Source organism: Bergeyella zoohelcum ATCC 43767 (assembly GCF_000301075.1).
GTDB lineage: Bacteria > Bacteroidota > Bacteroidia > Flavobacteriales > Weeksellaceae > Bergeyella > Bergeyella zoohelcum.
In genome coordinates, this window is record NZ_JH932293.1 from 1,414,186 (window position 1) to 1,437,516 (window position 23,331).

The window sequence follows — 23,331 nt, forward strand, 5'->3', positions numbered from 1 at the left end:
CAAAAACCTCTCAAAGGCAATCATTGCCTTTGAGAGGTTTTAATCGTCTAGTAAAGTCATTGTTTTTACCGTATCAGATTCTACGATATGGACATAAATCATGGTGGTTTTTATGTCCGAATGTGCTAATAAAATCTGTAAATTTTCAACTTTTCCTCCCTTTCGTAAATAATTAGTTGCAAAAGTGTGTCTAGCAACATGACATGTAATATGCTTTTTAATTCCTAAAAAAACTGCAATTTCTTTAATAGTTTCATTGATAGTCTTAGGTGTAATTTTTTCAATAAAAAGGCTTTCATCGTATGCAAGTATTTGTTTACATGTTTCATTGGTCATCAATATTTGTTGTTTTTTAGATTTTTGATTCCAAAAATTAAAAAAGCTTTCATCAAGCTGTTCTCTCTTTATTTTTAGTAAGTCATTGATTCTAAGTCCTGTCATACAATTAAATAAAAAATATCCTAATGTTTTTTTGTGACTATCTTTAATGAACTTAGAAAAATAATACTCTTTCATTATCTCTACTTCAGATAAAGAAAGGTTAGTTCTGTGAGAACGATGCTGTCTGATTTTTATTTGCTCTATATCAATATTAAGAATAATACCCCTTTTTTTAGCTAATTTAATGTAGTGTTTAATGACTTTTATATTACTATCAATAGTAACTTCTTGGTTTCCTAATTGATTTGCTAAGTACCGTCTATATTTAGCAATAAATGCCTCATTTACATCAGCAAATAATAAATTCGGTCTATAAGATTTCAGTTTTTTTAATACAGAGTTGTGATTCTTCAGAGAATTTTCTTCCATTGATTTAAGGCTCATTTCATACTCCATGAAAGCAATAAAATCCACTGTTAAATCTGGTCGTTGAAGTAATTCCGCACATTTATCTACTGTAAGTATCTGATTGCTCAGTCTGAATTGAATTTCAATTTTATTTATTTTTGCTTCTATATCACGAAGAAGTAAATTATAATCCACAGCATTTTCAAATGATTTATGTACTTCTTGCTTATTCTTATTCCAATATTTTTTATGAACGAAAATTTTTAAAGGAATCTTTTTCCTTTGTTGATGAATGTAAAGATTGAGATAAATTTGGGATTTTCCATTTTTATCTTGATAATCCTTCAAGAAAAATGAATGTTTCATACTAGCAAAATTTGATTTAGCACTATGAAACTCCTGAAAATTTAAGTTGTAAAATTGCTCCATACCGATTAAAAAAAATTATAACCGGCAGACTTCTGTCCCACATTTTTATTTATGGGACAGGACTTGGGACAAAATTGCAAATTTCTACAATAAGAGATATTTTAGAAAGGTGAAATTTTTAAACCCTAAACCCTTAATATTCTTTAACTTAAAAAGACAAATGAGGATTTATACTATATAAATCCTCACTCAGTCTGTGAACGCGGGAGGAGTATTTTACTCTTTTTTATTTGTTCATTATATATTGATAATTAGTCTTATATGAGAAACTGTCAAAAACTGAGTGACAAAATTGAGACATTATAGCCCGATTAGTTGTTTTAAATGATTCAATCTTTCTGTTTGGTGTTTCATTATTTTATAAGTAGATTCCGTTATTTGTTCTATTTCTTTTTGAGTTTGGTATAATAGAGTAAATTCACTTTTTATATTTTCAATTCTTTTTAATGTGGTTTCTGAAGAATAATTGAATAATGGTTCGTTTAAAATATTTTCTGTAAAAAAATCTTTTCGCTCTGTAATTTCATTTTCAGTTAAAGTATTAATATCTACTTTATACTTCTCACAGAACATTCGAACTTTTTCCTCTGGTAATTTAACCCTCCCACTAAGTATTTCAGTGAGATTATTGTTGGATTTATATCCCATTGCGTTAGCAACCTGTCCTTTTGTAGCAATTTTTTTCTTCTTAAGATCCTCTACTAACGCTTTGAATTTCTTTAGATTTATTTCCATGATATTGTTTTTACAGAAAATTTTCACAAAAATTTCTGTAAAAATTTTGTTTTCACAGAAAAATCTGTAACTTTGTCAGGTCACTCTGTAATAATACAATGTAATTACAAAATGTAATGACAAATATAAATAATTTTTATTATGAAATTAGATAAAAAAATCCTACATAAGATTATTTCTGACTCTGACTTTAGTCGGAAGTTATCAGAAATTTTAGGAATAAAGCAGAATAGCGTAGAGCGTTCTGCTAAAAGAGCATTAAGTGGAAATTCCAAACCTTTTTCACTAATGCAGCCTGTAGCCATTAATTTTTATAAAGAAAATGGCTTTAATGAAGAAGATATCGTTGGTCAAGAATCAGATGATTCTATAAAATCTACCTCATAGATTTTATAGGTCGTCTGGTTTTTTTAAAAATATATTCAATATGGAAAAACTCCCCTTGAAATTGAACATTTCGGAGATGATAGAAAATATTAATCATCTATCTGAAATAAAATCTATTAAGTTGTTAAAAAATCTATTCCAGTATAAGAAAGAAGGAATAATTACGGCTTCTGATTTAATAAGAATAGGTATGGGATATAAAGTGTCCATTGGAGAATTAACTATACAGTTACTCAGCATCGATGATGAAGATAAACTGATAAAATTCTGTGAATTTATTAGTGATTTGAGCCGTTTTGGGTTTATAGAAAATATTTTCTTACTGAGGAAAATAGCAAACCAAAGATTAAAAAAAATATATGAAGAAAAATAAAAAATAAAGTGGCGTAAGGTTAGTCAATATTAATATTTGGGTGAATGACAAGCCCGATGACTACGACAACGATGCTTCTATCCAAGTGCAGCTGAAAGAAGAATTTATAAAAGCAGGGGAAAAGAACCCCTACATTGGAAATCTCAAGAAGCATACGCCAAAAATCACAGAAGCAAAAGCTGAGGATTTTGAAGAAGATGATGATTTGCCTTTTTGAAAAATGTGTAACTGTATTAAATATGAAAGTAAAAGACATCAAATATACTATAACAGAAGAAGATTTAAAGTCTTTTGAAAAATATCTTGCTTCTCAAGAGAAAAGCAAAAACACAATTGAGGTTTATCTCTATAGTGTCAAGTTATTTTGTGAAAAATTTGGAACTATTACAAAAAACACCTTAATGGCATATAAAGCCTATTTAACGGAAAATAAAGGAGCAAGTACGGTTAATCTTAGATTACAGGCGATTAATAGTTTTTTAATATTCAAGGACTTTGACCCAAGGTTAAAGGTAAAGTTTGTAAAGGTTCAACAGAAGTCTTTTTTAGAGAATGTAATTTCCATCTCGGATTACAATTTCCTTAAAAACAGACTTAAGGAAGATAATAAAATGAAAGACTACTTTATGATATGGTGTTTGGGGGCAACAGGGGCAAGGGTTTCAGAATTAATTCAGTTGAAAACTGAAAATTTTGAAGATGGCTATCTAGATGTTATCTCTAAGGGCGACAAGTACAGGAGACTATGGCTTCCTAAAACACTTTGTAAAGAAATTAGAAAATGGATTAAAGAGAACGGTATTAGAGGATATGTTTTTCAGAATAAATTTGGCGAACGAATTACTACGAGAGGGATTGCAGGACAGCTCAAACATTTTGCTAAAAAATACGGGTTAAACCCCAAGGTGGTTTATCCTCACTCGTTCCGTCACATGTTCGCTAAAGAATTCCTTAAAAAACTGAATGATATAGTTTTTTTGGCAGATCTTATGGGGCATGATAAACTTGAAACCACGAGAATTTACCTCAGGAAAACAGCTGAAGAACAAAGAGCTTTGATTGACAAAATAATAAAATGGTAATCAATGAAACTCACCAAGAAACAAGCAACACTTCATAATGAGGCAGAAGTTCTTTTGAAGAAAGAAAGGCTTACTGAAGACGATAAATACTTCATAATGGAGCACTGGCACGAAGCAGCAACCAATGTTAATTCCATAGCTGGAGCATTTTTTACGCCCCTGCAATTGGCAATGGACTTTGCTAACTGCTGTATTCCTGAAGGTGCTAAAGTTATAGACTTATGTGCAGGGATTGGAAAGTTGGCGTTTTTCGCTCATCATTTTAAAAAGTGTAGTGTTACCTGCGTTGAGCTTAATCCTGATTATGTTAGGGTTGGAAGGAAGATTCTTCCAGAAGCCGAATGGTTAAATGCTTCTATTACAGATGGAGCAATATTAGAATTATCAGATTTTGACATAGCTATATCTAACCCACCTTTTGGATTAATAAAAACAGCTTCAAACAAAACTTGTAAAAGATACACAGGTTCTGAATTTGAGTTTATCACGATGGATATTGCCTCTCAAGTAGCACAGCTTGGAACATTCATTGTGCCACAAAAAAGCACACCATTTAAGTTTTCACAAAACACCCATTATGAAAGGGTTAAACCTGTGGCTAAGTTGGATAAATTCTTAAAAGAAACAGGGTTTGAAATGGAGATTAATGCCTGTATAGATACAGCTTGTTATCTGAATGACTGGAATGGCGTATCTCCTCTTTGCGAAGTGATAGAAATAGATTTCAGAGGTAAATGAAGCAAAAAAAATGTCCTATCTGCAATGAAGTCAAAAGTATAGAATCTTTTGACCGATATTTTTCCAAAGAACGGCAAAAATATAGACCCCAAAATTATTGCAAATCTTGCATGAGGATTGAGGCTAATAGACGAGCTAAAGCGTATTATCAGAAAAATAAACAAAAAGTGCTGACATACGCCAAGGCTTATAGAGAGAGAAACAAACAGGTTTTAACTGAAAAATCAAAGCTAAAGAAAAGAAAGTATAGGACCATTCTGAAAGATTGTTATGTAAGAACATTGATTAAGAATAGAGATAATTATGAAAATATACTTTCTGAACCTAAAATGATTGAACTATATAAGGCTAACATTTTATTACAAAGAATTAAGAGAAAAATAAATAAATATGGCAAGAAATAAAATTGAAGACCTTAAAAATCATTTGTTCGCTCAGCTTGAGCGTTTGAATGATGAAACTATTTCAGAAGAACAAATGAGATCCGAAATAGAAAAATCTAAAGCTATAGAAGGTATTGCTAAACAAATAATAGAAACAGAACGAGTAACAATAGATAAAGCTGCATTAATGCTAAAGGCTGTAAATGATGGCTTTATAAACAACAATATTGGTTGTTCTGTTAGTAATATTTTAGGGATTGAACAAAAAAGTTGACAGAAGTAAAAGCTGAGGGTTTTGAAGAAGATGATGATTTACCTTTTTGAAAAAAATAAAAAAATGTGTGACTGTATTGAAAACATGAAAAAAAGATTGTTAGAACAACAGAAAATAGATGACAAGATCATCAAGGATATTGATTTTAACAAAATAAGTTTTTCAATAATAAATAATAGCATTGTATCTGCTACATATGAAGAATTTGAAGTTCTTCTTGAAGGTTTAAAACGCCCTAAAAAAATAAAGGTTATGCACACTTATTGTCCCTACTGTGCTGAACCTATATTAAATAAATAACAGAGTCTCTACCAAAGGTAACAATCCTACCTCGTTGTTAGAAAACAGGAAGTAAAAGAATCAAAAGCAATGCGGGGTAGTTTTTTTAAAAATAAATATGAAAAAAATCAAAGATTTTTTAAAGCATCTAATGACAATAGATAATTGCATTAGAGAAGCTCGTGATATATTTTTCGACAATCAAGGAATTGAAAAAGAGAAATACACCATTGAAGAGCTTCAAAAATTAAAAGAGTTGTTTACCACTATTATTTCATCTAAAAAGAAAATGAATAGAGACTACAGCGAGGAGTCTTCTATTTTAAATGAAATTCAGATGAAAATAGATTCAAAAATATTTGAATGACACATTTCATTTTCATATTTACTATTTTTTCCCTGCACTGCCATCGTGCAGTGCAGGGTTTTGTTAACGCAATATTTCATAAGCCTAATGAGTTTCCCTATAAATCAAGATAATATTTTTCAAGCGACCAACGGAGGGCTGGATCTTATTACCAGGTTTCTGCCACAGGCTCGGCTGAACAAGCATTTTAAAATTCGTCAAGAGGGTACGGAGTCTGCTAATATTTCTAAGAAAGACGGCGTGTATTTCGTGAAAGACTGGGGCGATACAGGTGGGTTTTACAGCCAAAGCCGAAATGGAATTCATATTTACGCCAAGGAAATGGGGCTTACTTATTTCGAGGCGTTGCTCCAGCTAGGCAAAGAGTTGGGAATTCTTGATGATTCCAAAACCAAGCAAAAAAACATCTCCTTTTGCCAGTTTTCCGAGTTCCAAGGTGAGCTGAATGAAGACGGTTACTGCTATGAGATTAAAGAATTTACAGACTATGAACTGGAAGTTCTTGGCCCATTGGTAACCAAGGAGGTTTGCCAGAAATACGGACTTTATTCCTTGAAGTCTTATTCCTGGCTCAAAAAAGAAGAGAGCGTACAGCGTGAGCTGTGCAAGGTATATACGGTGGAATCATCGGACACTTTCCCTGTGTTTGCATTCATCGTAACCGAGGGCGGCGGAAAGCCTAAACTATCTTTACAAGAGGGCAAACCCTCCGTGGAACAGCCTCAGCCACAAAGAGAGTGGCTCAAAATCTACAAGCCAAAATCAGCTGATAAGAAGTACCGTTTCTCTTATTTAGGCAAAAAACCAGTACAGCATATTTTCGGACTGGAAAATGCTAAAAGCATATACAATGCTTTGCAAAATGAGATAGAATACGATGAAGAAGGGTACGCTATAGAACCTCGGGAAAAGAAGCTGGAACGCATCGTTATCTGCTCAGGCGATAGGGATTCACTCAATATGGCTTCCACTGGGGAAGTAGTTGTCTGGTTTAATTCCGAGACAGCCGACATCACTGAAAGTCAAATTGGGATGTTGTTCAAATATGCCGAAGAAGTGGTAAATGTACCAGATCTTGACCCTACAGGTTATGAAGCTGGGAAGAAATTGGCCTTAGAACATATCGAAGTCAAAACGGCTTGGTTGCCTACTGAATTGGGCAAGAGAAAGGATTTTCGTGGCAGTCCGATGAAAGATTTCACGGACTATATGAAAACGGAAGCCGAATTTGGCGATAAAGAGCAAAGAGAGCTACGCCGTAAAGTCAAAAGACTGCTGGAACTGGCAAGACCTGCACGGTTCTGGACGGTAAAATACAAGCGAAATAAGGAGGGCAAAATAGTAGATGGTACACCTACTTATTCAGTAAATTATAAAAACGCATTTAACTTTCTGAAGCTAAATGGTTTTTTCAGAATCAAGGATCCACAACGCAAGGAAGGGTACTACTTTGTTCAGCAGACCAAACATATACTTCGTGAGGTTAATTCACAAGAAATCAAAGACTTTTTCAATGTTTTTTTAGATAAAAAACAAAAGGAAAAAGGATTGAGACTTTTCCCCGATGAACTGTTAAATATGGTCATCGGCACAGAGGCAGTGAGTGAGAAAAAGCTCGTGAATTTGGAAACCAAAGAATTTGATTTCACAGATTACACGCCTAAATCCCAGTACTTTTTCTTTGATAAATTCATTTGGGAAGTGACCAAAGACAAAATAGAGAGAATTGATAAGGGGTATCGTAACTATGTGATGGAGCAAGATATTCTGAACGAAATCATCTTCAGGCAAACTCGTTGCGAAATCGATTCGTCTAAACTCACGGTAGAAGAGCCGTTTTTTAATATTAAAAAAGACGACAATGGCAACTGGGACCTGAGTATTCTCCGCAAGGACTGCGATTTTATGAACTATCTTATCAACGCCAGCCGTGTCTATTGGAAGGAAGAACTGAAAGAAGTTAAGACTTATCAGTACGACGAATATCTGAATGAAAACAAGTTCATTATCGATAAGCATACGCTTACTGATGATCAAATCTACGAGCAGGAGTTACATTTCATCAATAAGGTATTTTGCTTCGGCTATATGCTCCATCGCTACAAAGATCCGTCCAAAGCCTGGTGTCTCTACATTATGGACAATGAGGTGGTGGATGATAACGAGTCGCACGGCCGCACAGGGAAATCCCTATTCTCATCCCTGGCACTCAGACTATTTATGAACTCTAAATATTTAGGTGCAAGAAAGAAAGGGTTATTGGATAGCGAGTTCTTGTACGATGGCATCACGGAACAAACGGATTATGTTCTCTTTGATGATGCCGATAAGCGTTTCCAGTTCCAGCAGTTATTCACAGACATCACGGGCGACTTAAATGTCAATCCGAAGAACCAAAATGCTTATCTCATTCCGTTTTATTTGTCGCCAAAATTCTGCATATCTACCAATTACGCTCCCGTAGGCTTAGATTCTTCCTCCAAAGGCAGGGTGCTATTTATGTCTTTTGCCAATTGGTATCACGGTGAAATAGACGGTTTTGCCGAGCGAAACCCAATGCACGATTTTGAACATCGTCTGTTCTCGGAGTGGGATATGCCTCAGTGGAATTTATTCCTGAATTTCTCGATGCAATGTCTGCAGTTTTACCTTTCGGTAACAGAAAAAATAGGAGCACCTGAAGGCAATATCCGTAAACGCAATCTTATTGCGGAAATTGGTGTGGTATTCCTGGAGTGGGCTGAAGATTATTTCCAAAATGAAAATGTGGACAATATGGTGTGCCGTAAGGTGGCATACGAGCATCTGAAGAATTACAATAAGACGATGCAAAATATCTCCTCCACGGCATTCAAGAAGAAGGTTCAGCAGTTCTGTGAGCTGAAGGGCTACATTTTTAACCCTGCAGATAGAGTAACGGACAAGTCTAACCACCGTATTATGGCTTGGCACGAGGGCAAAACAGAGGAACATTTTTATATAGAAATTCCTAAGGAAACCCACGAGGATAACGAAGAAAACGACGATCTATATGGCTGATTTTTTCAGAACAACAGATGAAATGCGGAAAATGTTTCCAGCGTTTTCCTTGCATTGCTCCCTGATGAATATTGACATAGTCGGTATTTGGATTCTCAAGACAGGGCAAGTGATGACTATTTTGTACAGACAGGGAGAAAAAATAGGCTTTACCTATGAAATGGAAGGGCTTACAGAGGATAAACAGACCAGAGTTTATAAGGACATCCCAAACCGTATAGAAGACTTAGAAACCTGGGAAGAGAAATTAGAAGGTAAAGTGCAGGTAATTCGGCCACGCCGTGAGCATTTTGTTTGGGTAAAAGACCGGCAGCTTGGTATATTAAGAGAGGTAAGAGCGGGGATAAAGAATATAAAAACCCGTAAAGAGTGGAAAAAGAAAAAATTAAAACAAATATCAAAATGAAGTCATTGTTTCTTACGGGATTTACCCAGGTATTTTTAGTGGTGCTAAACACCTACTTTATTGCTAAGGATTTCATTATGGGATTGCTGATTTGTGGTTTCCTAATCAGCTATATATGGTCTCACAATGTGAAGAAAGTAGCCTTTGGAAGTGAGAAACAACGGGTAATTTACTCACTTGGAGCGATGTGTGGCAGTTTAGCCGCTTTCTATTTTGGTAAAATACTAATCAAGTAAAAACCGCGAGATTTCATTATATCCTCCCGTGCTTCGGGAGGATTTTTTTATGCCATTCTCAGCGATTGGGAGCGTCCTAATTTACTGAAATTATAACGAGATTTTACACCGTAGCCATTCGGCCGAGCGGACCACTACCTGCTCCCCACTCCCCTCGTAAAAATTGTAAAAAAATTGTAAGACTGTAAGGAATTACCGAAAGTGTCGGATTTGTAAGGATTTAGAGCATTACAAAATCTTTTTTCTTTTTGTAAGGAATAGGATAGTCTTACAAAAAAAATGTAAGGAAAAACAGCCTTACAAAATCATTTTTGCCGTTTTGGGCTTCCTTACAAATTAAAATTAATGCACAAATGATTGAAAATTATATAGTTATGTCAATCCTTACAATCTTACAAAAAAAATCCCGTTTTTAGAGTTTATTTTAATTCTGTGATTTTATTTTCAAATAAAATCCACACAATTAGAATCTCAAAATAATGAATAGGAATACAGGATGTTTAATATTAATTTTTTTACTTTAAGTAAATAATTTATTTTATTATTAATCATTGTTTTATGTTTGTTTTTTTGTAAATTTGTTTTATGAGAAAAAAGCAATCACATATATTGAAGGAAATAAAACTTATTTCTAAAGATTTGCTCGAAAAGGATATGAGTAATGATGAAATCTTGCATATCGCTCAGAAAGTAAATTCTATTTATTGTACTCCAGGTACAGCAAAAATGACAATAGAACTAAAACAAGATAAACAAGGAAGTTTTTTCGAAAAAAAAATTATGTATAGTGTTCCTAGTACACTATTACCTTCAGAGTTGAATAATATTTTTTCTGTGGGAGCGATAGTCGTTTCCACAGAAAAAGAATTTTTATTTGTATTTTACGGTAATGATTATCAATCGAATGCACCTTTTTCTTTTGATATTTCATCAGATGAGAAGAAAACAATTATTAGTTTTAGTACATTATCGCTAAATTATGATTAGAATTTGCCCTATAGGTGTTCCTGGTTATTTGATTCCCTTTATTAAAAAAGAAATGAATGGAGTTACCGTAATGAAAGATGAAGGGGATTTCACTGAAATAGAAGTGGATCCTAAATCTATTTTAGGCATGTTTCTTACAAGAAAAATCAGACCAGATTATAAAGTAAAATTTTATGCCCTTACTTTATATTCTACTAAAGTGGGATATAAAAGAGCGTTTTCTTCTGAATTATTGGAATTTCAAAACTCTGCTCAATTTCGTGTGGATTTGAGTTTTGAAGAATTGGATTCTTTTTATAAATTTTTAGATTGTAATTTTCGTTCATCATTTTATTTTTTTGTGAAAGGATACAGTCTAGGTTCTAATTCTCATCAAAAGATTAAAGAAGCTATTGAGAAGTTCTGTGATCATTATGAACTTCTTGAATATGGTTACTCTGAAAAACAGCTTCGTAATATGTTTAATCGTTTTCAAAAGAAAGGAGGTATTTACAAACTACATAAACACGAAAGGTTATCGGGTTTATTCATGTAAAATAGTGATGCACGATAAATTCCGTGCTCATTTTATTTTTGACAAAAATTTGTCAATGAGTAATTTCCGTTTGAATGCTCGTAAGCCTCAAAGAAATAACGCTGGATTAGGAACTCCGAAGGGAGAAATATTTTTATTATATCGAGAAGACATCGTATCAATGCCTGACATTGATAAAAGAGGGGTTCTCACTTCTGGTGATATAATGATTAAAGCAGGAAGGAGGTTTCATATCCTATATACTACGCCTACATCTCAAGTACATTATCGTGAAACAGAAGGGGATGTGGATTCTAGAGGTTGGAAAAAGAAAATAACAGGTCATTACCCTGGAGATGAATTAGAAATAAATGAATTTGTAAAAAATAATCTCAATCAGGGTTTTATTGCTATCATAAAATCATGTGACTCTGAATTTATGAGAATCTATGGTTCTGTAAATAATCCTCTTTATTTTACTGGTTCATTTACAGATGACAATGATAAGAAGGGCTATGAGCTTACTTTTGAGCAAAATTTTGCAGATGAAAATCCTGTGCTTTTTTATCAAGGGAAAATTATTGTAGATGAAGATATTACTAGTTCTGGAGTAGAATATAATGATTTGTATGTAAGGCTGGATGGTAGCAATATATCTGAGCAGCATAAAATATTTTTAAAAGATATATTAGAAATAGGAAATTTACCTGAGAATATAGCAACAATAGATTCTGAAAATCAAATTAATAATGGTAATGTTTATACTAAAGAGCAGATAGAAGAAAAACTTAGAACTAAAGTAGCTTTTCCCACAAGATATGCTACGCCAGCAGGTTCCCTTTTAGGACTTGCTGGGCAACAGTTCTTAGTAGGCTATGAAGAGGAACTCAATACAGTGCCAGGGCAGAACGAACCTCATTATAATGTAGTGCGGTACAGCTTGGAAGATATTGGTAAGAATTTAGCAAATTCCAATCTAAAAATCCCACAAGGACAAATCCGTGAGCTTGATGTCACGGGGGCGAAATTGAGGATTAAAGGTTTGGAGGACAAGTCTGCGGACGCATCTTTCAATAAAATGAAAGTTCAGAATGAGCTAGGAGAAGAGGCAGTCAGCAGTGGTAAACCCGTAATCGAGAGTCTGATGCAGGGCTTACCAAGTAATAAACTGAGTAATAATTCTTACGACCCTGCTTATGCCGAATATTTGGTATTTAACCCTGCTACGGGGAAGATAGCTAAAAGCGATAAGCCTCAGATAATTACCAATTTCACGGTGCCCAACTCAATAACAATTAATCACAATACCAATGTAGCCAATGTAAACTGGCTACCCAACCCGAGCTATCCACAAGATTTGACCGATACGCTGGATTTCGTTAAGAGTATTGATAGCATTGGATTTACGCCAGTATTGGCGAACGAGTTTGTCGTAAGGAAGCTCCCTAATAGTAAGTTTCCTTCTTCGGCGTCATCGTTTGTGATTCCTGATTTTGAATTTAGAAATGGCGAAATGCTTTACAATGGTAACGCAGTGCAGGTTCCCGCTGGATTCAGAGACTTAGACTACCAAGCTAATAACGAAGAGAACAACGCGTTGATAAACATCTTTATCAACAAGGAATTACCTGTGGATAAAGATTGGGTACTTAGGTTTAGACTTTTCGGTTCTGATTTGTTAGGTGGGGTAAATAGTTTCTTTGGTTTCAGAGAAAGTGTTAATCTAGAACCTAATCATGATTTAATCAATGATGTTGTTTTTACAAGGTTTGGTAGTGGGGGATTCAGAAGTTCATTTGATTATAGGAATAATTCGAGATTAATAGCGAAAGATTTTTTAGATTTTAAGAACAATGACTTCTATATGATAAAGAAGGGAAACATCGTAACGCTCTTTACTAGGAGCTATCACGATGGTATTTTGCAAATGGGGGCAATGGGTTATATAAATACTATGAAATACATGGTTTTCGGATTAAACTTAAATGCCATAATATTCTCCAAATTCTACATGAAGGATGTAAGCTATTGGATTAAAAATTAATTTTATATGAAAATATTATTAAAGCAACAAATAAGCGGGAATCAGCTATTCCCAAAAGTAAAAAGATTTGTTACGGTATATGGAACTAATATTGACGGTAGGCATGAGCAGATCGTTATCGATGCAGATTTTATGCACGAAAACGAGAATGGAGAAGATGTCTCTCATCTATTTGTTAAGAGAATTAAGGATTGGATTGTAAATAACGATACCAAGACGACCATGAGAGACTTAAGCGGAAACCCCATCCCTAATCCGAATTATGTAACACCTCCATCAGAAGATGAAGAAGATACAAGAACGGAGGATCAAAAGGATGAATACATGAAAGCTCCTAGTTTTGATTATTTTTCGGAAATAATTTTAAATCCAGATGCTTCTAACTTGGTAAAATTACTCTCAATTCATATTGCACAAAATGATGCCGTTGGTTTTTTTGATGAAATTTTAAAGTAATGAAAATATTATACTTACATAAACCCAAAGGAGTAAAATGGTTTGAACTGTTACCCAAATCCGAACAATATCCCCGCCATTGTAGATTATTAGAAGACTTAGAAATACAGCTCTCTGACGGCTATATTCTGAATATTCCCAAAGGCTACATTTGGGACGGTGCAAGTGTACCTAGCTGGTTACATTGGCTGTTTCCTCCCGTGGACGAGGGGGTTATTGGGGATTTAATCCACGACCGACTTTGGGAGGACAAGCAGGGGCAGTTCCAGTACTTTGGGTACAACATATATAAAGCTCGGAAGTTCGCCGATGACGAGCGGAAACGATGGCGAAAAGCCCACGCCCCGAAGAAATGGGCGTTTAACTGGATAAGCCACGCCGTGATTAGATTAATAGGAGGGTTCTACTACTCTCAGCAACTAAAAATACCTAAATAGCCATGATATTAGACATTTTAGATAAAAATTACGACAAAATATTACTCACACTACTCATCGTTTCCATAGCGTGGTTAGCTGTAGGTTTAGCAATAGGCATAGACCTAATCTTCGGCGTAAAAAAGGCAAAGAGTTTAGGCGAATGCACTACCTCTGAGGGATTTCGCAGGACGGTAAACAAAGCCACCTATTATTATGCACTGATGACATTCGGAGTGATTTTCGATGTTTTTGATGTCGTTACACCTATCTTCATTCCGAATAAAATAGCTACAATTCCATTCTTTACCATCATCGTTGCTTTAGGCTTGGTGCTCAATGAAGCAAAATCTGTTAGGGAGAAAGCTGAAGATAAGGTAAGACGAAGAAGCGACCAAACATTCAGAGAAGTAATAAAATTAATCAAGGAGCGACAAGACTTAATGGATAATTTATTAACACATTTAAAAGATGAAAAAAACAAAACCGAAAATCATTAGCTTATTGCTTATAGCTTCCTGCCTATTGCTTATAAATTGCGGAAGCCGTAAAATCGACACTCGGAAAAACGAAAAGCAGCAACAAAAGACTGAAACGAAAATCGAGTACAGAGATGTCGTCAGGGAGAGTGTTAGAACCGTCAGAGATACGGTTTATTTGGAACAAAAAATCGAAGCCAAACAAGAAATTCAACAGCAGAAGCAACGCCAAAAGACGAGCAGAAAAAAAGAGTACCACGAAAACGGTACGCTGAAATCCGAGTCAGAGGAAAGCATTACAGAATCAGTGCAGATAAATCGGCTTACTTTGGAGAATGATTATTTAAAATCATCGGCTGTTGCTTTGAAAGAAGAGAATGAAAAATTAGAGAAAAGAGAATCTGCCTACAAATCTGAAATCCACTCTCTAAAAGAAAGGAACAAAACGAAAAAGACCGAACGAGAAGCCTATCCGTGGTATTACTGGGTAATCGGCAGTATTATTATTTGGGAGGCTTTGAAAATCATTGTGAAATATATAATTAAATAAACATGGCAGTATTTAGCAAAAGAAGTCTTGATAATTTAAAAGGAGTTCACCCTAATTTGGTAAAACTCATGCAAGAGGCTATTAAAGATAGCCCCGTAGATTTTACCATTACCGAGGGCGTGAGAACGGCAAAGGCTCAACAAGAGTATTACTCTTGGGGCCGAACTAAAAAAAATCCTCACACGGGGAAAATGACCAAAGTAACTTATGCAGATGGTGTTAAACGGAAATCTAATCATCAAGTTAAGGCAGATGGCTATGGCTATGCTGTAGATTTATACCCATTCATTGATGACAAAGTACAAACACGGGGTGATGATGTTATTCCAGCATTAAAAGAGATTTCTGACCATATCAAAGCTACGGCTAAGAGATTAGGGATTAATATCGTTTGGGGTGGTGATTGGCGAAAGCCTTATGACCCGCCGCATTTTCAGCTAGCATAGATTAAATTCAGCTAATCTCATATCAAAGAAAAAGACTGACAAATAACTTTGTTAGTCTTTTTGATTATTCAAATGTCTTCCGAATAGTGAGGCATGGAGATGCAATAAGTAATATGATTTTTGCATTATGAATTTAATATCTGAAATCATTCGTGGTACTTGGTTGCTAGAGGGAGCTAATCTTCAGCATTATGAGAAAGTAGCAAAAGCTATATTAGAAAATGCTTCAGTAAAAAAAATTGAACCACAAAGCTATAGTTATATATCTAAACAGGAGATAACCAGTAAAGGGGAAGTTATTGAAGTGGATAAAGTAGCAGTGGTCTCTATGATTGGAGAAATGACCAAATACGGAGGGGCTTGTTCTTTTGGTGCAAATTATTATACCAATGAAATTTTAAAAGCAAACGCCAATCCAGAGATAAAGGGGATTATCTTGTCCATTGATGGACCTGGTGGAAATGCTGATGCTATTACCCTCTTTCAATCCATCAAGTCAAAAATCAAAAAACCTGTTATCGCTCTAGTAGATAGAGCATGTTCATTGCATTATTGGATTGCGTCTATGCTTAGTGATCATATAATGTTAGGAAACGATTTTACTTCAGAGTGTGGTTCTATTGGTGCTATGATAGTTTTTCAAAAACCAAAAGATGAAATCATTATCATCAGACCTCCAGAATCTCAAGATAAAAATGAAGATGTTATTAATGCTTTGGCGGGGAATTATGAAGGGTTGGAAAAAAGACTTTCGATAATATCTCAAAGATTTATGAATGATGTTAAAACTTATCGTCCACAGGTAAAAGATGAAGCTCTTCATGGTAAAACTTATTTAGCTAAAGAAGCTATTAAAGTAGGGTTGGCAGATAGTATAGGAGACATGGATAAAGCATATAATCTAGTATTAACACTATTTGAACTTAAACAATTAAAATAATTTTATATGAAATTTAAAAAAATGATTATGAAATTGTTAGGGTTATCTACCTTAACAATGAGAGACAGCAAGATGGAGCTATCTGCTGAGCAAATGGAGATTTTGGAAAGCTACCTTGGAAAAGAAGATGCTTCTCTTTTGATTTCACAAGTTAATGAAGAATTAGCAGAAGTGAAAACAGCAAAGCAAGAATTGCAGGAGGTAAAAACAGCACTTGCGGAAAAAGAAGAAGACGCAGAAGTAAAGGCAAACACTATTACTGCATTGGAAGAAAAAGTAGAGCAATTGGTAAAAGAGAAAGCTGATTTATCTGAAAAAGTAACAAAGCTCAGCAATGAGCCTGAAACGGAAATTTCAGCTATTGTAGAAAAAATAAAGGAAGGAACTATGACTAAGGTTTTTGCTATAGCGGGACAGTTATTTGGTTTAGAAGGTAAAGTGTGGGATATCTCTGCACCATGGAATGCTTCAGCGTTAAATGGTGCCAAGGGGTCTACTACGGATTTTGGATCTTCTGCAGTGATTCAAAGAATGAATGATGATTTCTTGGATTATGTAAGGCAGTATCCCGAGAAAATAGAAACTTTATTTAATGAGTATTTTAAATTGCCTGAACATTGGCCTCGTGTTACTGGGGTAATGGATAGACTGATGACGGCTACTATTTCCGTAGCTAATGTTACTCAGCCAAGAAAAGCGAGATGGGCACCTAAAGGAGACATCGTTTTCAAAGCTGAAGAAATGAGGGTGTATCCTACCCAAATTGACTTGCAATTCAATTATTGGGAAATGCAAAAGATTGAAACCAACTGGTTGAATGGATTCAACAAGGTAGGAAATCAAGCCTATAAAATGCCTTTCATTGCTTTCCTATTGATGGAGTTCTTGAAGAAAGCAAGACAAGAAGATGCGGATGTGCTAATTCGTGGGGTGCATGTAGAAACTCCAGAAGATAGAGAAAAAGACAAACCTGCTCATTATCTATTCAGAGCGAATGGATTATTGAAATTAATCTTTGATGCAAAAACTGCGGGTAAATACAGACCGTTCAATCTCGGTGCGTGGTCTTTTGCTGGGGCGGTAGATTACATTGATAACTTCATTAAGCAGCTGCCAGAAAATGTAAGAAATACCGAGCAGTTGCAGATGGTATTGGCTCCTTCCAAAGTTTTAGACTACAAGAGAAGATACGAGCAAATCTATGGTGGAAATACCGATTACACTGGTTATCCAGAAACTCCGAAGGACTACCAAAATATTAAATTCGTGCCTGTTCCATTCTTGGAGGGGTCAGACTTGATTTTGGTAACCACTATGGACAACATCAAAATTTTGGAATATAAGCCAGAAGAAAAATCATTGTTCACTATTGAAAAATTTCTAAGAGATGTATATGCTTTTGCAGACTACAGATTAGGAATTGGTATCAATCACATTGGATTGGCTACAGTAGAAGGAGATCCATTGGCATTGGTTAAACAGGTCATTTGGACCAATAATGTTCCTATGTTTTCGTCTAATTTTTTCGCAACATCTTATGATGATAAAACGGGTATTTTAAAGGTAAACCATAACAGAATAAAACCAGATGTAGATTTTACTACAGATATTAGGGAAATATCCGGTAATGTAGGAGATCTGTTAATTATTCGTGGAGATATTTCTCTTGGTAGTGCCGTAAAAGTAAAGCATAGTACTAAGATTAAATTAGCTTCTAATGCTGATTTTAATCTTAAACTAGGTGGAGATTTAACTTTGATAAAAGTGGCTGATGGTACTTACAAAGAAGTTTCTAGAACTGCTGAGCCTTATTCAGAGGTTACTACAATGGAGTTTGATTCTAGTGTTCTAGATTATAAAGCAGATAATCATTCATTTGTTGGTAGTGGTGCTACTACACTTACTAAAATTAATGGAGGTGTAGAAGGAAATAGATTGAGAATCTATGGTGGTGCAAATGCACTTACTGTCAATAATGTGGCGGGAAATATAAAGGTGGATAGTCAGTGCGTACTAAATAATGCTGCCAAGTATCTCGATTTAGTTTTTGTAAATGGGATTTGGACAGAATTAGGTAGAGGGTAAATTTAGCAGCCATTGGCAGATAGCTAATAGCCAATGGCTTTATTCAAAATAAATAATGTTATTATGAGACAGTTATTAAAATCAAAAAACAATGCAGGACTGCCTACTCCGAAACGCGGGGAAGCCATTGCGGTACTGAATAAAGATGTATTGAAATTTCCTAAACTTGGAGCTGATGGAGTTACATTAGAAGGAAATTTCATTTTTAAGCCAGGGAAGTCTTTCTTCAAAATTTATATGACTTCTTCTACTCAAGCAGCTACTTCTGAGGCAGGAGGTAATCCTGATGGAATGGGCTCTAAATCAAAATTTGTGGGAGAACATCCTGGAACGGAGAAAGAAGCAATGGCATTTTTGAAAAAATATGCCAATGAAGGGTTTATCATTCTTTACGGAGGTTGTGGGACAGATGAATACAAAGTAATGGGATCCCAATGTCACCCTATGAAGTTATCTGCTTCCACCAAAGATGATAAAGATAGTAACATTACTACGCTTACTTTTGAGCAAGAAATGCTCAATGATGATAGAGTAATGTTCTATAATGGTGTCATAGATTTTATTTCTGCTTTTTCGGCATCAGGAAACTCCATTGCTTTACAGAAAGCTAATGGAAATATAATTCAATTAGCTTCTGCAAATACCACTGCTGATATTGCTATCACAGCATCAGATTTTCAGCATGATACTATTGTTTCATTTATAGGAGGGGGTGGAAATGATCCATATAAAATAAAGAATAAACCTTCAGGAACGGTATCTATATTGACAAAGGAAGCAAGTGATTGGGTAGCACTACAAGGAGCAGTGATTGATTTCCGCGTGGTAGTTGCTGAAAAAACTTACTTGGTGGAAGTAGCACGGCGATAACCTGATTTTTTGTTAAATAGTGAGGCACGATAATAATCGTGCCTTTCCTTTTTTTGTAGCATGAGAAAAATAAACATCTACAATGCTCTTCGTGCTATGCGAAAGCTTTCAAAAGAAAATATTCCCTTCAGTATTGAATTTATCTCCTGTAATAGAAGTGAAAAAAGTTCGGAAGGTTGGAAGCGTGTAGATAAAGCCATTCTCGTTCAAGGTTATAGGAAAGATCAAAGTGGTTACGCTATGAATCTAATCGCTTATGAAAATGCTGAAACAGGACAAAGACGACATTTTTGGCTGCCTCTTTTAATGAAATTTAATGGAATAAAAATTACTTATGATAGAGTTCATAGATGATAATAATGCCATCGTTGCTGACGCTAATAGTTCATTCACTTATGAGGTGATTGATAGCAAGAGAGATACACATCAGCCATGGTCTCCGCTAGATGTATTTGATGCCAAACCATTTGTATCTCGTTATGGAGATTGGAATGTTTTTCCCTATGGGGAAAATAACCAGTTACCTTTAATCATTCGGAACATTGTTTATGGCAATTCCATTGCTCCTGGTATTTTGAATAAAAAAACGCAACTTAATTGGGGACAAGGTCCAAAGTTGTATGAAGAGCGTTTTGAAAATGGACAACTTCAAAGGTTCTATAAAGATGATTCAGAGGTACAGGCATGGTTAGATTCTTGGGACTATGAAGATTATTTGGCTCGTTGTGTTACTGATTTTTCTCATATTGAGAGTTGTTATACTAAAGTCATTTTAACTAAAGGATGGCGTATAGGCTCTCAGCAGAAAATAGCAAGATTAGAACATATTTCTCCTTGTAAACCAATGGTAGTAGGTAAGAAATTTACTCCTACTCATATTATCATCCATAGAGAAGATGAACCAATGGAGTACAATGTTTTCCCAATATTTGATGAACAAAATCCGTTCAAAGCAGGTATTTCTGTGAAATACTCAAATCTTTATACTTTTTGTTCAAGTTTTTTTAGTATTCCCCATATTCTAGGGTCTATTCCTTGGATAGTTCAGAGTAGCAATGTACCTAAATTTTTAGCGGCACTTTCTAAAAATTCTATTAACATTAAGTACCATATCACATCTCCCAAAGAATTTTGGGATGCAAAAAGGGAGGATTTAAAAAGGGAATGTGATGATAAAAATATCGAGTATAGAGAATCTATGCTCAGAAAATTCCGCAGAAAATTATTAAAAGAAATAACGAATGTACTTTCTGGAATTGAAAACGCTGGGAAATTTTGGCATACAGAAAATGTAATGTTTGTGGAAGGTCATAATTTGACCGAATTGGGCTGGAAGATTACCGTAATAGACCAAAAAATGAGAGACACGGTTCAGTCTCAAATAGATATTGCGAATAAAGCAGATGCTTCTGTAGCTACAGGCATCGGAATCCATTCTGCACTGGGGAATTTATCTCATGGTGGAAAAAGTGATAGTGGTTCGGAACAATATTATGCTTTTGATAATTATTTAAAATCTGGTATTGATATGCCAGAAATGGTAGTGATGAAGATGATAAATACTGCTTTGAGAATTAATTTTCCGAATAAAAGGCTAAAAATGGGCTTTTATCACACCACGCCGAAAAGACAAGAAGAATTAAGTAAAAACGATAGAAATAAATTTGAAAACTATGCAAAATAATAATCCTCCAAAAGGCTGTAAGTTCATAGCTGTACTGCTTTTCATCTTTATGATGTTTTGCACAGGCTATGGTTTTTATAAACTATTTGAACTAATTTTCAGATAAATAATGAAACTGTTATTTAGTAAAGAAAATTTTTCCGAGCAGTTTAAAGCATTGCTCGGATTTGTGGATGCCGATATGCGATTTAATAGACTAAAATCTTCTATTGAAATTGCTACTTCAGAAATGATAGATCTTATTGGTCAAAGTGTTTACGATTCATTTTCCAATGAATCAGAACCTAGTGAAATACATCAGATGGCTAAATATGCTATAGCCTTACAGGCATATAGAATATATGCTCCTACGGCAGATTTAGCTGTTACTAATAATGGGCGTTTGATGCGAAGGGACGAACATAATGTATCTGCGTTCCAGTGGCAGATAGAAGAGAACGATAAGGGATTAGCGAATCTCTATTACCGTCATTTAGATAGACTTTTGAAATATATGAATGAACATAATATCACCATTCATCTTCAGAAGTATGACCATTCTAAACTTATCATACCGAACTTGAAAACCTTTGAAAGTTTTTTTAATATCAATGAATCTCATTATCTATACCTCAAACTTATTCCCGCTATTCGGGACTTTGAAGCAAGTGAAATAAAGCCAAGGGTAAGAGATTTATATCAAGATAAAAATACTTTAGTTTCCAGAGGTATATGGTATCATATTCAAAGTGCATGCGTAGATTATGCTATGTCTTGGGGGCTTCGTAGATTAAATATTCAATTGTTCCCTAATGGAGTTTTACAAACTTCTAAAGCTATCAGCCAAGGGGAAAATAAAAAGCGTGGAGATAAATTAGAGTATTTAGAACTCGCCATGCTTTTTGAAAAAGATTATGAGAAAAAATTAAAAAAAATAGAAGAAGAAATTGCTAGAATACACAAGGAAAACAATTCAGTACAGAAAGGAAATGCTGATTTGGATTTAGGGTTTTGTGTGGGTGATGGATTTGTGGATTTATAATAAAATACATGTAATGATTCCTATAGATATTCCTTCCTTGAATAAAACGCTGTACTTTCCAGAGAATTTGGCTGAGTGTGATGCTCAGCAATATGCTGATATGGCAAAGCTACTATATATGTATCAAGCCAAAGAAATCTCCTATTTTGATTTTAGAGTATTGGCGGTGTATGCACTGCTCAATTTAAAAAAGCCAAAAGATTTAAAAAACATCAATCAAAATAGTCTCAAATGGCAAAATATTTACCAATTATCAGAATTGGTAGATGATTTTTTTTATAAAGATGATAGAAATGAAACTATTACGATAAAATTAGATTTTATACATAATAATCTCCCTGATTATAGAATATTTACAAAATATTACGGACCTGAAGATGGTTTTCAAAATGTGAGTTTTGGGCAATATGTAGATGGTTTAGAAGAGTATATATACTTCCACGAAACAGGTGATGTGGAAGCACTACGATTGCTCTTTTCTATTTTTTATCTACCAAAAGGCGAAATTTACAATATAGAAATGAGCAGAAAAAGAGCAAAAGGCATTCTGAAATACACGGACATACGGCATTTGTTCGGATTTTATTTGTTCTTTACTTCTATGCAGCATTATATTCTTAGTGGGCAGCTTTCCGTAATGGGGAGTGAAATAGATTTAGCCATTATCTATCAAGATATTGGAAATGAAAAAGAAACAAAATCTACGATTCCAGGTATAGGGATACATAGCGTAATTCATGATTTGGCCGAAAGTGGAGTATTTGGAAATTACAAGGAAGTAAGGGCTACCAATATGTGGACGATACTTCTACGGCTATATGAACTAAAGAAAAAAGCAATAGACGAAAATAATAAAAGTAATGAGTCCAAAGGAACTCCGTGAATTTATTCACGAATTAAAAACAGAGATTAAAGGCATCAATAGGGCATGGTTGGTAATAGATGACAGCCAATTGGTCAATACTCTAGAACAAAGGGAAAAGGTAGACAATGCTTATATTATAGGTGTATTGCCTTCCTATGGCACAAGGGTAAAACATAATGATGCCTACAAGCGTACTCTCATTTCTCAGATTCTGATTTTGGAAAAAACAGACTATTCTGAACTAACAGAGGATGAATTTATAGATGTTTTTGAGCGAACTTATCAGTTAGCAAAAAAAGTGGCCGATAAGCTAGTAGAAAAAATTTCAGAGAATTGTTTCAGTCCAGAGCTAATGCTGGAGATAGATGATTTGGATATTGTACCTGTATGGAAAAAGGGACAATGCAATGGCTGGAGCGTAGAATTTTCATTGGAATAATATGATAATATTTAATGC

General features: G+C 34.6%; 30 protein-coding genes. 28 read left to right on the plus strand and 2 right to left on the minus strand.

The window, feature by feature from the left end; all coding sequences use genetic code 11:
* Positions 1-39 precede the first annotated feature (39 nt).
* The gene (locus tag HMPREF9699_RS06445; protein ID WP_034985715.1) at positions 40-1,155 is read right to left on the minus strand and encodes a site-specific integrase; all 1,116 of its coding nucleotides are present in this window, start codon (positions 1,153-1,155) and stop codon (positions 40-42) included.
* A 363-nt stretch (positions 1,156-1,518) separates the two neighbouring features.
* Positions 1,519-1,953: a hypothetical protein gene (locus tag HMPREF9699_RS06450; RefSeq protein WP_002663406.1), complete on the minus strand. Its 435-nt coding sequence runs from the start codon at positions 1,951-1,953 to the stop codon at positions 1,519-1,521.
* 141 nt (positions 1,954-2,094) lie between these two features.
* Between HMPREF9699_RS06450 and HMPREF9699_RS06455 the strand changes: the two genes are divergently transcribed.
* The 28 genes from HMPREF9699_RS06455 (at position 2,095) to HMPREF9699_RS06590 (ending at position 23,313) form a co-directional block, all read left to right on the plus strand.
* A complete protein-coding gene (locus tag HMPREF9699_RS06455) occupies positions 2,095-2,340 on the plus strand; it encodes a hypothetical protein (protein ID WP_002663408.1) in 246 nt (81 codons plus the stop codon).
* 40 nt (positions 2,341-2,380) lie between these two features.
* On the plus strand, positions 2,381-2,713 hold the full coding sequence (locus HMPREF9699_RS06460; protein WP_002663409.1) for a hypothetical protein: 333 nt from the start codon (positions 2,381-2,383) through the stop codon (positions 2,711-2,713).
* 40 nt (positions 2,714-2,753) lie between these two features.
* Positions 2,754-2,930 (plus strand): hypothetical protein, encoded by a 177-nt coding sequence (locus HMPREF9699_RS06465; RefSeq protein ID WP_174266622.1) that lies wholly within the window; start codon positions 2,754-2,756, stop codon positions 2,928-2,930.
* 22 nt (positions 2,931-2,952) lie between these two features.
* On the plus strand, positions 2,953-3,795 hold the full coding sequence (locus tag HMPREF9699_RS06470) for a tyrosine-type recombinase/integrase (RefSeq protein WP_002663411.1): 843 nt from the start codon (positions 2,953-2,955) through the stop codon (positions 3,793-3,795).
* 3 nt (positions 3,796-3,798) lie between these two features.
* Positions 3,799-4,533, plus strand: coding sequence for a methyltransferase (locus HMPREF9699_RS06475; protein ID WP_002663413.1), 735 nt, complete (start codon positions 3,799-3,801; stop codon positions 4,531-4,533).
* Complete coding sequence (locus HMPREF9699_RS06480; RefSeq protein ID WP_002663414.1) at positions 4,530-4,937, plus strand: hypothetical protein; 408 nt, start codon at positions 4,530-4,532, stop codon at positions 4,935-4,937. Before HMPREF9699_RS06475 ends, HMPREF9699_RS06480 begins: the two co-directional genes overlap by 4 nt.
* Complete coding sequence (locus HMPREF9699_RS10820; RefSeq protein WP_002663415.1) at positions 4,924-5,190, plus strand: hypothetical protein; 267 nt, start codon at positions 4,924-4,926, stop codon at positions 5,188-5,190. The genes HMPREF9699_RS06480 and HMPREF9699_RS10820 overlap by 14 nt, the downstream gene beginning before the upstream one ends.
* A gap of 84 nt (positions 5,191-5,274) precedes the next feature.
* Positions 5,275-5,490 carry a hypothetical protein gene (locus tag HMPREF9699_RS06490; protein WP_147292183.1) on the plus strand — a complete coding sequence of 72 codons (216 nt, stop codon included), beginning with the start codon at positions 5,275-5,277 and terminating at the stop codon, positions 5,488-5,490.
* Between the two features lie 97 nt (positions 5,491-5,587).
* Complete coding sequence (locus HMPREF9699_RS06495) at positions 5,588-5,836, plus strand: hypothetical protein (RefSeq protein ID WP_002663419.1); 249 nt, start codon at positions 5,588-5,590, stop codon at positions 5,834-5,836.
* Between the two features lie 87 nt (positions 5,837-5,923).
* A complete protein-coding gene (locus tag HMPREF9699_RS06500) occupies positions 5,924-8,875 on the plus strand; it encodes a primase-helicase family protein (protein ID WP_002663420.1) in 2,952 nt (983 codons plus the stop codon).
* A complete protein-coding gene (locus HMPREF9699_RS06505; protein ID WP_245946031.1) occupies positions 8,868-9,281 on the plus strand; it encodes a hypothetical protein in 414 nt (137 codons plus the stop codon). Before HMPREF9699_RS06500 ends, HMPREF9699_RS06505 begins: the two co-directional genes overlap by 8 nt.
* Positions 9,245-9,517, plus strand: coding sequence for a hypothetical protein (locus HMPREF9699_RS11325; RefSeq protein WP_245946030.1), 273 nt, complete (start codon positions 9,245-9,247; stop codon positions 9,515-9,517). The genes HMPREF9699_RS06505 and HMPREF9699_RS11325 overlap by 37 nt, the downstream gene beginning before the upstream one ends.
* A 585-nt stretch (positions 9,518-10,102) precedes the next feature.
* On the plus strand, positions 10,103-10,504 hold the full coding sequence (locus HMPREF9699_RS06515; protein WP_002663426.1) for a hypothetical protein: 402 nt from the start codon (positions 10,103-10,105) through the stop codon (positions 10,502-10,504).
* Positions 10,497-11,039, plus strand: coding sequence for a hypothetical protein (locus tag HMPREF9699_RS06520; RefSeq protein WP_002663428.1), 543 nt, complete (start codon positions 10,497-10,499; stop codon positions 11,037-11,039). The genes HMPREF9699_RS06515 and HMPREF9699_RS06520 overlap by 8 nt, the downstream gene beginning before the upstream one ends.
* A 55-nt stretch (positions 11,040-11,094) precedes the next feature.
* On the plus strand, positions 11,095-13,062 hold the full coding sequence (locus tag HMPREF9699_RS06525) for a hypothetical protein (protein WP_034985724.1): 1,968 nt from the start codon (positions 11,095-11,097) through the stop codon (positions 13,060-13,062).
* Positions 13,063-13,068: 6 nt separating this feature from the next.
* A complete protein-coding gene (locus HMPREF9699_RS06530) occupies positions 13,069-13,518 on the plus strand; it encodes a hypothetical protein (protein ID WP_002663430.1) in 450 nt (149 codons plus the stop codon).
* A complete protein-coding gene (locus HMPREF9699_RS06535) occupies positions 13,518-13,955 on the plus strand; it encodes a DUF1353 domain-containing protein (protein ID WP_002663431.1) in 438 nt (145 codons plus the stop codon). The genes HMPREF9699_RS06530 and HMPREF9699_RS06535 overlap by 1 nt, the downstream gene beginning before the upstream one ends.
* 2 nt (positions 13,956-13,957) lie before the next feature.
* Positions 13,958-14,434: a phage holin family protein gene (locus HMPREF9699_RS06540; RefSeq protein ID WP_002663432.1), complete on the plus strand. Its 477-nt coding sequence runs from the start codon at positions 13,958-13,960 to the stop codon at positions 14,432-14,434.
* Complete coding sequence (locus tag HMPREF9699_RS06545) at positions 14,406-14,963, plus strand: hypothetical protein (protein ID WP_002663433.1); 558 nt, start codon at positions 14,406-14,408, stop codon at positions 14,961-14,963. The genes HMPREF9699_RS06540 and HMPREF9699_RS06545 overlap by 29 nt, the downstream gene beginning before the upstream one ends.
* 2 nt (positions 14,964-14,965) lie before the next feature.
* Entirely contained in the window at positions 14,966-15,409 is a 444-nt protein-coding gene (locus tag HMPREF9699_RS06550; protein WP_002663434.1) for a M15 family metallopeptidase, read from the plus strand.
* Between the two features lie 127 nt (positions 15,410-15,536).
* Complete coding sequence (locus tag HMPREF9699_RS06555) at positions 15,537-16,349, plus strand: Clp protease/crotonase-like domain-containing protein (RefSeq protein WP_002663436.1); 813 nt, start codon at positions 15,537-15,539, stop codon at positions 16,347-16,349.
* A gap of 6 nt (positions 16,350-16,355) precedes the next feature.
* Positions 16,356-18,434 (plus strand): coiled-coil domain-containing protein, encoded by a 2,079-nt coding sequence (locus HMPREF9699_RS06560; RefSeq protein ID WP_002663438.1) that lies wholly within the window; start codon positions 16,356-16,358, stop codon positions 18,432-18,434.
* A gap of 63 nt (positions 18,435-18,497) precedes the next feature.
* Positions 18,498-19,304, plus strand: a complete 807-nt coding sequence (locus HMPREF9699_RS06565) for a hypothetical protein (RefSeq protein WP_002663440.1) — start codon at positions 18,498-18,500, stop codon at positions 19,302-19,304.
* A gap of 60 nt (positions 19,305-19,364) precedes the next feature.
* Positions 19,365-19,658, plus strand: a complete 294-nt coding sequence (locus tag HMPREF9699_RS06570; protein ID WP_034985730.1) for a hypothetical protein — start codon at positions 19,365-19,367, stop codon at positions 19,656-19,658.
* Positions 19,639-20,988 carry a hypothetical protein gene (locus HMPREF9699_RS06575; RefSeq protein ID WP_002663446.1) on the plus strand — a complete coding sequence of 450 codons (1,350 nt, stop codon included), beginning with the start codon at positions 19,639-19,641 and terminating at the stop codon, positions 20,986-20,988. The genes HMPREF9699_RS06570 and HMPREF9699_RS06575 overlap by 20 nt, the downstream gene beginning before the upstream one ends.
* 109 nt (positions 20,989-21,097) lie before the next feature.
* Positions 21,098-22,009, plus strand: a complete 912-nt coding sequence (locus HMPREF9699_RS06580; RefSeq protein ID WP_002663453.1) for a DUF6712 family protein — start codon at positions 21,098-21,100, stop codon at positions 22,007-22,009.
* A gap of 13 nt (positions 22,010-22,022) precedes the next feature.
* Complete coding sequence (locus HMPREF9699_RS06585) at positions 22,023-22,892, plus strand: hypothetical protein (RefSeq protein WP_002663454.1); 870 nt, start codon at positions 22,023-22,025, stop codon at positions 22,890-22,892.
* Positions 22,870-23,313: a hypothetical protein gene (locus tag HMPREF9699_RS06590; RefSeq protein WP_002663455.1), complete on the plus strand. Its 444-nt coding sequence runs from the start codon at positions 22,870-22,872 to the stop codon at positions 23,311-23,313. Before HMPREF9699_RS06585 ends, HMPREF9699_RS06590 begins: the two co-directional genes overlap by 23 nt.
* Positions 23,314-23,331 lie beyond the last annotated feature (18 nt).